The sequence below is a fragment of the Mesorhizobium sp. USDA 3734 genome (genome assembly GCF_056279665.1).
This window is the reverse complement of the sequence record NZ_JBWCCW010000001.1, coordinates 4,234,035-4,246,023: the sequence shown is the minus strand read 5'-3', so window position 1 is coordinate 4,246,023 and position 11,989 is coordinate 4,234,035. Positions and strand designations below refer to the sequence as shown.

General features: G+C 63.8%; 13 protein-coding genes. 8 read left to right on the top strand and 5 right to left on the bottom strand.

Annotated elements, in window-relative coordinates:
* Positions 1–11: 11 nt before the first annotated feature.
* Positions 12–1,328 carry an ABC transporter substrate-binding protein gene (locus ACZ89F_RS20775; RefSeq protein ID WP_476093867.1) on the bottom strand — a complete coding sequence of 439 codons (1,317 nt, stop codon included), beginning with the start codon at positions 1,326–1,328 and terminating at the stop codon, positions 12–14.
* A gap of 119 nt (positions 1,329–1,447) precedes the next feature.
* The gene (gene pcaQ / locus ACZ89F_RS20770; RefSeq protein WP_476093866.1) at positions 1,448–2,365 is read right to left on the bottom strand and encodes a pca operon transcription factor PcaQ; all 918 of its coding nucleotides are present in this window, start codon (positions 2,363–2,365) and stop codon (positions 1,448–1,450) included.
* A gap of 93 nt (positions 2,366–2,458) precedes the next feature.
* Here pcaQ and pcaD point away from each other — a divergent pair, with 93 nt between their 5' ends.
* From pcaD to pobA, 6 genes are read left to right on the top strand one after another with little or no spacing between them, the layout of a single operon-like run.
* On the top strand, positions 2,459–3,268 hold the full coding sequence (gene pcaD, locus ACZ89F_RS20765; RefSeq protein WP_476093865.1) for a 3-oxoadipate enol-lactonase: 810 nt from the start codon (positions 2,459–2,461) through the stop codon (positions 3,266–3,268).
* Positions 3,261–3,668 (top strand): 4-carboxymuconolactone decarboxylase, encoded by a 408-nt coding sequence (pcaC, locus tag ACZ89F_RS20760; protein ID WP_476093864.1) that lies wholly within the window; start codon positions 3,261–3,263, stop codon positions 3,666–3,668. The genes pcaD and pcaC overlap by 8 nt, the downstream gene beginning before the upstream one ends.
* A complete protein-coding gene (gene pcaH, locus ACZ89F_RS20755) occupies positions 3,658–4,413 on the top strand; it encodes a protocatechuate 3,4-dioxygenase subunit beta (RefSeq protein WP_476093863.1) in 756 nt (251 codons plus the stop codon). Before pcaC ends, pcaH begins: the two co-directional genes overlap by 11 nt.
* On the top strand, positions 4,413–5,027 hold the full coding sequence (gene pcaG, locus ACZ89F_RS20750) for a protocatechuate 3,4-dioxygenase subunit alpha (protein WP_476093862.1): 615 nt from the start codon (positions 4,413–4,415) through the stop codon (positions 5,025–5,027). The genes pcaH and pcaG overlap by 1 nt, the downstream gene beginning before the upstream one ends.
* A gap of 19 nt (positions 5,028–5,046) precedes the next feature.
* Positions 5,047–6,099, top strand: coding sequence for a 3-carboxy-cis,cis-muconate cycloisomerase (locus ACZ89F_RS20745; RefSeq protein WP_476093861.1), 1,053 nt, complete (start codon positions 5,047–5,049; stop codon positions 6,097–6,099).
* Positions 6,099–7,271, top strand: coding sequence for a 4-hydroxybenzoate 3-monooxygenase (pobA, locus tag ACZ89F_RS20740; protein WP_476093860.1), 1,173 nt, complete (start codon positions 6,099–6,101; stop codon positions 7,269–7,271). The genes ACZ89F_RS20745 and pobA overlap by 1 nt, the downstream gene beginning before the upstream one ends.
* A 10-nt stretch (positions 7,272–7,281) precedes the next feature.
* Here pobA and ACZ89F_RS20735 read toward each other — a convergent pair whose 3' ends face one another.
* Positions 7,282–7,752 carry an NUDIX hydrolase gene (locus ACZ89F_RS20735; protein WP_476093859.1) on the bottom strand — a complete coding sequence of 157 codons (471 nt, stop codon included), beginning with the start codon at positions 7,750–7,752 and terminating at the stop codon, positions 7,282–7,284.
* Between the two features lie 172 nt (positions 7,753–7,924).
* On the opposite strand from ACZ89F_RS20735, the gene ACZ89F_RS20730 reads away from it, so the two are divergent.
* The gene (locus ACZ89F_RS20730) at positions 7,925–8,458 is read left to right on the top strand and encodes a sterol desaturase family protein (protein WP_476097321.1); all 534 of its coding nucleotides are present in this window, start codon (positions 7,925–7,927) and stop codon (positions 8,456–8,458) included.
* Between the two features lie 21 nt (positions 8,459–8,479).
* On the opposite strand, the gene rsgA is transcribed toward ACZ89F_RS20730, so the two are convergent.
* The gene (rsgA, locus tag ACZ89F_RS20725) at positions 8,480–9,517 is read right to left on the bottom strand and encodes a ribosome small subunit-dependent GTPase A (protein WP_476093858.1); all 1,038 of its coding nucleotides are present in this window, start codon (positions 9,515–9,517) and stop codon (positions 8,480–8,482) included.
* A 479-nt stretch (positions 9,518–9,996) separates the two neighbouring features.
* On the opposite strand from rsgA, the gene ACZ89F_RS20720 reads away from it, so the two are divergent.
* A complete protein-coding gene (locus tag ACZ89F_RS20720) occupies positions 9,997–11,031 on the top strand; it encodes a LacI family DNA-binding transcriptional regulator (protein ID WP_476093857.1) in 1,035 nt (344 codons plus the stop codon).
* On the opposite strand, the gene ACZ89F_RS20715 is transcribed toward ACZ89F_RS20720, so the two are convergent.
* The gene (locus ACZ89F_RS20715) at positions 11,028–11,981 is read right to left on the bottom strand and encodes an alpha/beta hydrolase (RefSeq protein WP_476093856.1); all 954 of its coding nucleotides are present in this window, start codon (positions 11,979–11,981) and stop codon (positions 11,028–11,030) included. The two genes, ACZ89F_RS20720 and ACZ89F_RS20715, sit on opposite strands and share 4 nt — an antisense overlap.
* Positions 11,982–11,989 lie beyond the last annotated feature (8 nt).

Here is an 11,989-nt window from a genome sequence, read left to right as displayed (position 1 = left end):
TCAGCGGTCCATCAGCCGTTGTAAGGCAGAAGCTTGGCCTCGACGGGCACTTTCGGATCGGTTGCGTTCTCGGTCACGACGTAATCGAGCGGGAACTTGCTGCCTTCCTTCGCGGCCACCCACTGCGTGCCGATGATGGGGCCTGGCGAGACATTGGCCACCGGGCCGCTGGTGAAGTCGACCTTGCCGACCATGGTCTCGGTCTTGAGCGTGCTGAGCGCCTTGGCCACCGCCGCCTTGTCCTTGGCATCGCTGCTCGACTTCAATGCCTCGAAGCCGGCGTCGAGCAAGGACATCGAGGCGCCGAGCTGCTGCGTCCACTGCTTGCCGCTCGCCGCCTCGTAGCCGTCGGCCAGTTCGGTGCCTGAAACGCCGGTCAGCGGCGACTTGTAGGGGAAGGCCTTGTGCCAGTAGGCGGCGCTCGAAATCTTCACGCCGAGATCGCCGAGCGCTTCGATGTCGGACGGGAACAGACCGGTCTTGGCGACCTGGCAGATCTTGATCTGCTTGATCAGCCCTTGCTGTGCCGCCTGACGCCAAAAGGCTGCGAAATCCGGCGGGATCGGGAACGAGTTGAAGATCTCGACGCCTTCCTGCTTGAACAGCGCGATCTGCGAGGAATAGTCGGTGGTGCCGGTTTCATAGGCGCCGGGATCGACAATGGTAAAACCTTGCTTGGCCAGCAGCGGCGCCAGATTGGCGCGGATGGCGTTGCCGTCGGCATCGTTCGGATACATGACGCCGACCTTCTTGTTGGTCTCGATCAGGTTCCATTGCGAGATGTAGGTTTTGAAGAACTCGCCGACGCCGAAGCCGAAATGATAGGTCCATTTGAACGGCGAGGGCGCGCCGGGCTTCGCGCCACGGCCGAAATACCAGGCTTCCCACGGCATGACGGTCGACAGGCACGGCACGCCGGCGGCTTCGCAGGCATCGGCCACCGGGTTGATCACCTCCGGTGTCGACACCGCCAGCATCAGGTCGATGGCCTGGTTATTGATCAGGTCCTTGGCCAGCTGGCCAGCACGTGACGGATCGGACTGTGTGTCCTGGTCGAGGATCTCGACGCTGTATTTCTTGCCGCCGATGTCGAGACCGCCGGCCAGTGCCTTACGGGCCAGGTCGAGCACATAGCCGTCGGTCTGGCCGAAGCCGGCGAGCGGCCCGGTGCGCGGGCTGACGAAGCCGATCTTGAGCGTGTCGCCAGCCTGGGCAAAGGCGCCGCGGCCGCCAAGCGTGAGAGCCGCGCCACCAGCGATCGATGTGGCGATGAACTGGCGCCGGGAAATGCCGCGAATACTGGATTTGCTGCCTATAGCGTGGGTCATGCGTTCCTCCCTCTGTGCTCCTCGGTCGCCACAGTGCACCAGCGATTTGGTTCGGTAAAATGATATTTTGTGGTGTTTCGTTAACCCCTGGGTTAGCAAATTTCAGACATTCTCAGGCGTCAGCTGCCTTGGCTTGCCGCTTCGCGGATGGTCTGCAGCAGGATGGAAAAGGCCGGCGAGGGCGCAGTGTCCGTCCGCATCGTCAGGCCGACCGGCCCCTTGGTTTCCTCGGTGTTGACCGGCAAGGCGACGAAGGCGCCGCTGCCGAGCTCGTTGGCAACGACGCCGGCCGAAATGATCCAGACAGCATTGCTTTGCCGCAGGAAGGCGCGGCCGAAGGAGTCCGAGACGGTTTCGATCTCGGTTGCCGGCGCGGTCATGCCGTTCGTGATGAACAGGCGATCGACGAAGGGGCGGATGACCGATTCCCGTGTCGGCATCAGCATCGGGAATTCGTCGAGCCGTGCGAACACATCCTGTCCCGGATCGAGCAGCGGATGTCCCGCTCGCACCACGAACAGCACGGGTTCGGAATAGAGGTGCTCGAAGAAGAAGCCGGTCATGTTTTCAGGCGCCGCCAGCCGTCCGACGACGAGATCGAGTGCGCCGGTGCGCAACTGTTCGAGAAGCACCGCATTCTCGCCGGTGACGATCTTGATCGCCGCACCAGTGCCCTCCTTGAGGAACAAGGTCATGGCGAGCGGCATCACCCGCGCCGACACCGTCGGCAGCGCGCCGATGCGGATCGGGTGCCGGTTGACCGCGCCGTCCTGGCGGACGGAATCGACGCCTTGCCTGAGTGCCGTGATCGCCGTGCCGGCATGGCGAAGGAAGATTTCGCCGATACGCGTCAGCCTGATGCCGCGGCCGTCGCGTTCGACCACCGCAACACCCAGTGCCTCCTCCAGTTCGCGCAATGTCTTGGTCACCGCCGGTGGGCTGACATGCAGCAGGTCAGCCGCTCGCGCCACGCTTCCTTGCCGCGCAACTTCCAGGAATGCCTGCAGGTGACGGAACCGGATGCGGCTCTCGGACATGGATTTGATAACCCCTGAGTTAATGAAACGGCGCAAAATATCATTTTACCGAACCAAACGCCTTGTGCAATGTGGAGATGGAGGACCGAAATCGTGCCATTCGTCACCATCGGCGGCATCACGCTGCACCATCGCCACATCAAGGCGACCGGCAATGCGCGCCCGATCATATTCATCAATTCACTCGGCACCGACTTTCGGATCTGGGACGAAATTGTCTCGGCGCTTGATGGTGAAATGCCGCTTCTGGTCTACGACAAGCGCGGTCATGGGCTGTCCGATATCGGCGACATCAGGTCGATCGACGATCATGTCGACGATCTCTCGGCGCTCATCGATCATTTCGGGTTGGAGAAGGTCGTGCTGTGCGGACTGTCGGTCGGTGGCCTGATCGCCCAAGGCTTCTATCGCAGGCGCCCCGATATCGTAGAGGCCATGATCCTGTGCGACACGGCCCACAAGATCGGCACGACAGAGAGCTGGAACACACGCATCGCGACGGTCGAAAGCAAGGGTATCCAGGCCATTGCGGATGGCGTGCTCAAAGTGTGGTTCACGCCCGCCTTCCACGCGACGCGTCTGGCCGAGCTGGACGGCTATTGGAACATGATGACCAGGCAAGCGCTCGCAGGTTACATCGGGACTTGCGCGGCCGTTCGCGATGCGGATTTCACCGACAGCGCGCGCCGCATCGCGGTGCCGACGCTCTGCATCGCCGGCGACCAGGATGGCTCGACGCCTCCCGATCTTGTCCGCTCGCTTGCCGAGTTGATCCCCGGCGCGCGCTTCGAGATCATCCGCGACGCCGGACACATTCCGTGCGTCGAACAGCCTGAAGCGCTGATCGCCCTGATCCGCGATTTTATCGCATCGCTTGCCCCTGGAGCAGAAACCCATGGATGAAGTCCCCGGCAACGCAGCCAGATATCGCACCGGCCTCGCGGTGCGGCGCTCCGTGCTCGGCGACCGGCATGTCGACCGAGCCGAGGTCGCCGCGACGGATTTCGACCAGCCTTTCCAGGAACTGATCACCGAGTCGGCTTGGGGAACCGTGTGGGCGCGGCCGGGCTTCACCAAGCGTGAGCGTTCGATCGTCACGCTGGCGCTGCTGGCCGCACTCGGCCATGATGAGGAGGTCGCCATGCATGTGCGCGCCACCGTCAACACCGGTGCTTCGCGCGACGATATCTGCGAAGCGTTCCTGCATGTCGCCATCTATGCCGGCGTGCCGGCCGCCAACCGCGCCTTCAAGATCGCCAAGGACGTGTTTTCGGAAATGGACGGAAACCAGAATGCCCGCTAAATCCGGCTCGAACCGGAGACCCGAGACCGGCGCCTTCTTCCAGCGCGACCGGACCTGGCATCCGCCTGTTCTGACGCCGAACTACAAGACCTCCGTGCTGCGTTCGCCGCAGAAGGCGCCGTTGTCGTTCGACAACACGCTGTCGGAGATTGCAGGCCCTGTCTTCGGCCACGCCATGCTCGGCGAACTCGACGCCGACCTGATCCACAATTTCGCCAGACCCGGCGAGAGCGCCATCGGCGAGCGTATCATCGTCTATGGGCGGGTGCTCGACGAACGCGGCGTTGGCGTGCCCGGTGCGCTGCTCGAATTCTGGCAGGCCAATGCCGGCGGCCGCTACCGCCACAAGAAGGACGGCTATTTGGCGCCGCTCGACCCGAATTTCGGTGGCTGCGGCCGCGCAATATCAGGCGAGGATGGCGGCTATGTCTTTCGCACCGTCAAGCCCGGTCCCTATCCCTGGCCGAACGGGCCCAACGACTGGCGGCCTTCGCATATCCATTTCTCGGTCTTTGGCCACGGCTTCGCACAGCGGCTGATCACGCAGATGTATTTCGAGGGTGACCCGCTGATCTGGCAATGCCCGATCGTGCGCGGCATCCCCGACAAGGCAGCGATCGAGACGCTGATCGCCACACTCGACATGCAGGCGACGATCCCCTTCGACGCGCGCGCCTACAAGTTCGACATCGTTCTGCGTGGCCGCCGCGCATCGCTGTTCGAAAACAGGCTGGAGGGCAATTGATGGCTCAATTGCTCGACCGGCTCAGGGAAAGCCCCTCGCAGACCGCGGGACCCTACGTCCATATCGGACTGACGCCCAATTTCTGCGGCATCGGTGGCGTCTATCCCAGTGATCTTGGCGCCACCATGGTCAACGACAAGACCAAGGGTGAGCGCATCGGCTTGCGCATCCGGGTGCTCGACGGCACGGGCACGCCGCTCAAGGACGCGCTGATCGAGATCTGGCAAGCGGATGCCGAGGGGCTCTACAATTCGCCGGCCGAACTGCGCGGCGCCGCCGATCCGAATTTCTTCGGCTGGGGACGTTGCCCGACCGACATGGACACCGGCCTGTGCACGTTCGAGACGATCAAGCCGGGCCGCGTGCCGTTCAGGGATGGAAGCCTGATGGCGCCGCACATCACGCTCTGGATCGTCGCGCGCGGCATCAATCTCGGCCTGCACACACGGCTCTATTTCTCCGACGAGGAAAAGGCCAATGCCGAGGATGCGATCCTGGCGCGCATAGAGCACCGCGTTCGCGTGCCGACGCTGATCGCCGAGCGCCAGGGCGACACCTACGTCTTCGACGTCCATCTCCAGGGGGAGAAGGAAACGGTCTTCTTCGACAGCTGATGGTCAGGAGGAGCAGGACATGACCGTATCGCCCTTCGACCATCCACTGCTCTCCGCCCTTCTCGGCGACGAGGAAGCCAGCCGGCATTTTTCCGTCGAGGCGGAGATCGAGGCGATGCTGGCCTTCGAGCGTGCGCTGGCGGAGGCGGAGGCTGAAAACGGGATCATCACCAAGGATGTTGCCGCAGCGATCGTGGCCACACTTGCCACATTCCGGCCCGACACCGCCTTGCTGCGGGCTGGTGTCGCCAAGGACGGCGTCATGGTGCCGGAACTGGTGCGCCAGATCAGGGCGGCTATCGGCGAACCGCATGGCGCGAAAGTGCATTTCGGCGCGACCAGTCAGGATGTCATAGACACCTGCCTGATGCTTCGGCTGAAATCCGTCGTCGAGCATCTCGATCTGCTCCTGACCGAAACCGTCATACGCCTCGCCTCACTCGAAGAGCGCTTCGGAGGCAGGGTGCTGACCGGAATGACGCGCATGCAGCCGGCGATCCCGATCAAAGTTGCGGATCGCGTAACAGCTTGGCGGGCGCCGCTGCAACGGCACCAGGAAAGATTGTCCGAACAATCGAGGCGCCTGCTGGTGGTGCAGTTCGGCGGTGCCGCTGGCACACTGGAAAAACTAGGCGACAAAGGCCCGGCGGTGCGCGCGGCCCTCGCGGCAAAGCTCGATCTTGCCGACGCCCCGCAATGGCAGAACCAGCGTGATGCACTCGCCGACTTTGCCGGCCTGATGTCTCTAGTGACCGGCAGCCTCGGCAAGTTTGGCCAGGACATCGCGCTGATGGCGCAGGGGGGAACCGAGATCGAGCTTTCCGGTGGCGGCGCCTCGTCGGCCATGCCGCACAAGCAGAATCCGGTGAAGGCCGAAGCACTGGTGGCGCTTGCCCGCTTCAACGCCACTCAGCTTTCCGGCATGCATCAGGCGCTCGTGCATGAGCAGGAGCGCTCGGGCGCGGCCTGGACGCTGGAATGGCTGCTGCTGCCGCAGATGGTCGTTGCAACGGCCGCGTCGCTGCGCCTTGCCGCCGAACTGGCCGGACAGGTCGAAAGTCTGGGGCGCTGATGCGCACGCAAATCGTCATCGTCGGGTCCGGACCGTCCGGCCTGCTGCTTGGGCAGCTTCTGGCCGGCATCGGCGTCGAGACGGTCATTCTCGAACGCGCAAGCCGCGACCATGTGCTTGGTCGCGTGCGGGCAGGGGTGCTCGAACAAGGCACGGTCGAACTGTTGGAACAGGCCGGCGCGGCGGCACGGCTGCATGCCGAAGGGCTGCCGCATTCCGGCATCTCGCTAGCCTTTGACGGACGCCTGCACCGCATCGACCTTACCGCACTCACCGGCGGCAAGCATGTCACCGTCTACGGCCAGACCGAGGTGACGCACGATTTGATGGACAAGCGCGACGCCGCAGGACTGACCACGATCTACGAGGCGGCAAATGTCGCGCTGCACGATTTCGATGGCGACGCGCCTTTCGCCACCTATGACCGGGATGGGGTCACGCATCGGGTCGAATGCGACTTCATTGCGGGCTGCGACGGCTATCACGGCGTCAGCCGCAAATCGGTGCCCGAGCGTGCGCTGAAGACCTTCGAGCGGCAGTATCCGTTCGGCTGGCTCGGCGTGCTGGCTGAAGTGCCGCCGGCCGATCACGAACTGGTCTACGCCAATCATGAGCGGGGTTTTGCGCTGTGCTCGATGCGCTCGACGCACCGCAGCCGCTACTATGTGCAATGCCCGCAGGACGATCGCGTCGAGGCGTGGTCCGACGACCGCTTCTGGGACGAGTTGCGCCGCCGCTTGCCGCAGCAGACCGCCGCAAGCGTCGTCACCGGCCCATCTTTCGAGAAATCGATCGCGCCGCTGCGCTCCTTCGTTGCGGAGCCAATGCGCTTCAGCAGGCTTTTCCTGGTCGGCGACGCCGCCCACATCGTGCCGCCGACCGGCGCCAAGGGCCTCAACCTCGCCGCCAGCGACGTGCGCTATCTCTTCGCAGGTTTGCGCGACTTCTACGGCGACAAAACCATGGCTGGCATTGATTGCTATTCGCAAAAGGCGTTGGCACGGGTCTGGAAGGCGGTGCGCTTTTCCTGGTGGATGACGACGATGCTGCACCGTTTCCCGGATACCGGCGACTTCGGCCAGCGCATCCAGGAGGCCGAGCTCGACTACCTCGTGCAGTCGCGTGCCGCATCGACCGCGCTTGCCGAAAACTATGTCGGCCTGCCCTACTGAGGGCTGCGGATCATCCGGCGCCTTGCTGCCTGGCAAAATCCAAAAGCATCGGCCGCTGCCCCTTGAGGATCTTCACTTCGGCCTCGAGTAAGGTGAACCAGCCTGCTCTGTCGACCTCCGGGAAGTCCTTCAGGGATCCAGACCGTGGCGGCCATTCCATGGTGAAGCTGTTGCTCCTGATGGCGGCCACATCGATGTCGATGGTCGCCTCGACAGACCAGGCCGAGACGATCTTGCCGCCCGGTTGCCTGTAGTCGCCGAGACGCTCGAAGGAGCCATCGACCTTGACGCCGAGTTCTTCCCCGGTCTCGCGTTGCGCTGCCGTCAACTCGTCCTCGTTGTCGCCGACAAGGCCCTTTGGGATCGACCACGCACCATCGTCCTTCTTCGCCCAGAACGGTCCGCCCGGGTGAACCAGCAACACCCTGAGATCGTCGTCGCTGCGGCGATAGATCAGCAATCCCGCACTGCGTTTTGCCATTTTATACGTCCGTCTGCGAAGCCGGCAGCCTGCCGATGGTCCTTGAATCGTTGACGCAAACCTTGCACCAAGGGATTGCGACGCTATGTCAGGCGCGTCTGCATTGCACCTCACGCGCGAGTCCGGCAATCTGATACCATCGCTTATTTGGCGGCACGAAGGCTAGGTGACGATGCAACTCGGTCTTATTGGCTACTATAGCGACTTCGTGGTGTATCCGCTGGTGATCGCCGTGCTGGCAGTGGCCGGGTTGCTCGAGGCCGGCGAAGAGAGTGCGCCAGGCTGGATAGGCACGGTCCTCGCCTGTCTCGGGGTCTGGACGCTGACCGAATACCTGCTGCACAGGTTCGTCCTTCACCACATCCCCTACATCAAGGACCTGCATGATCGTCACCATGTCGAGGAGCGCAGTTCGGTAGGCACGCCGACCTGGCTCAGCCTCGGGGTGCATGCCCTGGTCGCGTTTGTGCCCGTTTGGGTGGTCTCGGACTTCGCAACCGCGAGCGCGGTAAGCTGCGGGCTGATGCTGGGATATCTCTGGTACATCAGCGTTCACCACATGATTCATCATTGGCATCCCACGCATCCCAGCTATCTCTACACGCTCAAGCGCCGCCATGCCGTGCATCATCACATCGACGAAGCGGCCAATTTCGGTGTAACGTCGGCATTCTGGGATCGCATTTTCGGTACGGCGCGCCTCTGAAGCCAGCTCAGCCTCGGCCGCTCAACGCCTCTTTCCGCGACCGCCAGGCGACTTGGCTCCGCGAGGTCCGCTCTGAACCGGCGTGTTGTGCTGGTTTTCGTCGGACAGCTTGCGCCAGCGGGCAAGGCGCTCGGGATCGAGCGTCCCGGCCTTCAAGGCAGCCTGCACCGCGCAGCCCGGCTCATGCACATGGGTGCAATCGCGGAATTTGCACAGCGGCGCGAGCTCGGTGATTTCGGCAAACAGCGTGTCGATGCCGGAGGCGACGTCGCTGACCTGCAGCGTCCGCATTCCCGGCGTATCGATCACCCAGCCGCCGCCGGCAATGGCGTGCAGGGATCGCGACGTGGTGGTGTGGCGTCCCTTGGAATCGTGCTCGCGAATGTCCCCGGTCTGTTGCGGCGATTGCTGCGCCGATCCGGCCAGCGTGTTGACCAGCGTCGACTTGCCGACGCCCGAGGAGCCGATCAGCGCCACCGTCTGGCCGGCACCGCACCAGGCAGCCAAGACGGTTGCGGCATCCGATGTGCGGGGGTTCAGCATCACGACCGCCAATCCACGCTGCAGCGCGGCGGCCTGCCTTTGGTACGCCTCGGCGTCTTCGGCTGTATCGGCCTTGGTCAGCAGGATCACCGGCGTCGTTCCGGCCTCGTTGGCCAGCGCCAGATAGCGCTCGAGCCGGGCGGGATTGAAGTCGGCATTGCACGAGGTGACGATGAACAGCGTGTCGACATTGGCCGCGGCAAGCTGCGGCACCCTGCCGCCCTGGGTGCGGCGTTCCAGCACCGTCTTGCGGGTCAGGCGGCGCTGCACAAGGTGGTCATGCCCATAGACCAGCACCCAGTCGCCGACGGCATAGTCGCCGGTGTTCGCCTGCGCCGTCAGCGTCAGATCGATCGGGCCTGCCTGGGACAGACCGGTCAGGCGGTCGCGATGGACCGTGGCGATCCGCGTCGGGATAAGATTGGCTTCGCCGGGCTCGAGCTGGTCGCCAAAAAATTCCGTCCAGCCCAGGCTGGCGAGCGATGGCGTGGAGTGATCCGTCACGGTTTTGACCACGGCGTCGCGGACATTGGACAGTATCCCTGGCAAAATCGAAGGAGAGGCGGACCACAACCTCGGTGGGCGATTGCCCAAGCCGTGTATGGGCGGCATGGCGGCATTTGGCAAGCAGGGCCGTGGGCCGGGCGGCAAGCTTCTGCAGCCTATCCCTTGATCGCCGAGCCGACGATGGAATCGACGAAAAAGCGCTGCAGGAAGACGAACAGCAGCAGCGGCGGCAGCACGGCAAGCGTTGCGCCGGCCATTACCAGCCCGGTGTTGACGGCGCCACGCCGAGCGCTTGCATCAGCGCTTCCGTCGATTTCAGGGCGTCAATAAATAATTTGACGTACGTAATGTTTTTGCGTTGTATTGAGAACTGCGAAAATTTGACTGAATAAGTTCGCTCACGCATTGCCGCTCCCGGGCAACGGCCGCATGACTGTTACGGTCGGATCGGCCCGGCAGGCGAATGGGCAAGGGGACCTGAAATATCGATGGCGGAGAAGACGCACCGCACGATGGATGACTTCGCCCAGGCATGTGGCGTGTCACGGCCGACGCTGTCCAAATATTTCGACGATCCGGCGAGCGTGAAGCCGGCGACGCGGGCGCGCATCGAAGCCGCGCTGCGCTCCTCGGACTATCAGCCGAACCTTTTCGCCCGCAATCTCAACCGCAAGCGCACCCGCAACATCGGCATCGTCGTGCCGACGATTACCGATCCGTTCTACGCCGAGATGGTCAGCCGCATCGAATTTCGTTGCCGCGACGAAGGCTACTGGCCGATCGTCATCTCGTCGCATGGCTCGCCGAAGCTGGAAGCGGAGTCGGTCAGGACGCTGCTGTCACTGAAGGTCGCCGGCGCGATCATTGCTCCGCTCGGCCTGGCTTCCGACCGCAGCGTCTTCGACAAGCTCGGGCAAGACATTCCGATCGTCTATTTCGACACCTATATCGAGGGCGATACGCCGTTCGTCGGCAACGACAACCGGCAGAGCGTGTCGACCATCGTCGACTATCTCTGCCGCTCGGGCGAGCCGCCGGCCTATCTCGACATTCCGCATGTCAACCACAACTCAGGCGAACGCCAGGAAAGCTACATCGCCGCGATGGAGACCGCCGGTTTCAAGCCGGTCGTCATCGAAGCCGCGCGCGATTACACCTGGGACTTCGAACGCATCGGCTACGAGCAGACGGAAAAAATGCTGGAGGCCGGCACCTTGCCTGGCCGCACCATCCTGTGCGCCAATGATCGTCTAGCCTTTGGCGTGATGGCGGCAGCGTACTCGCGCGGCCTCAAGGTCGGCCGCAAGCCCGATTGCGATCTGCGCGTTGCGGCGCATGACGATCATCCGCTGAGCCGCTACACCTGTCCGGCGCTGACCACCATGGCGCAGGATTTCACCGCCATGGCCGGGCGCAGCGTCGAGATCCTGCTGGCTCTGCTGGACGAGGCCGATCCGCCAAAGCAGGGCCTGGCGCGCACCGTCAAGCTCGGCGCCACCCTGGTGATGCGTCAGTCGGCCTAACCGGTCGGCGTCGATCCCTCGAAGTGGCGCCAGGCAGCCACCGCCTCGGCCACGGCTTGCCGGGCAGCGGCGATATGGCGTCCCATCGAGACGAAGCCATGAATCTGGCCTGGCCATTGCCGCAGGATCACAGGCACGCCCGCGGCTTGCAGGCGGGCCGCATAGGCGGCCGCTTCGTCGGCGAGGATGTCACAGCTGGCAAGCGCGACGTATGCCGGCGCGACGCCGGCAAGATCAGGCGCCAGCAAGGGCGAGACGCGCCAGTCCATGATGTCGTCGGGCGTTCGCACATAGTGGTCGCGGAACCATGCCATGGTGGTTGCGGTGAGGCCGAAGCCGTCGCCGAAACGCCGGTAGCTGTCCGATGTCTGCCGCGCATCGGTGTTGGGATAGATCAGGATCTGCGCGGCAAGCGCTGGAGCCAGCCCATCGCGGGCAAGCAGCGCCAGCACGGCGGCGAGATTGCCGCCAGCACTGTCGCCGGCGACAGCGATGCGGGTCTGGTCGATGCCGAGATCGGCGGCGTTCTCCGCCATGAAGCGGAGCGTCGCCACGCAATCCTCCAGCCCGGCGGGAAATTTGTGTTCCGGCGCCAGGCGATAATCGGGACAGACAATGACGGCGCCACCGAGATTGGCCATCAGGCGGCAGATCTCGTCATGCGAATCGAGATTGCCGATGACCCAGCCGCCACCATGCAGATAGAGCAGCGCCGGCGCCCCGCTTTGTGGCGCGCCGATGCCGCGATGGATGCGCAGCGCAACAGGTCCGTTCGGGCCGTCGATCTGTTGTTCTGAGGTCGCAGCAGTCGGCTCGTGCTCGCCCTGCAGCGTCGGGAACGAGGCGTTGTAGGCGGCGCGCGCCGCCGCCACGCTGCCGTTCTCGAACGGCTCGCTGCCGGCTGCACGACCGATTTCGAGGACGCGCAGCGCATCCGGATCGAGCGTCATGATCATAC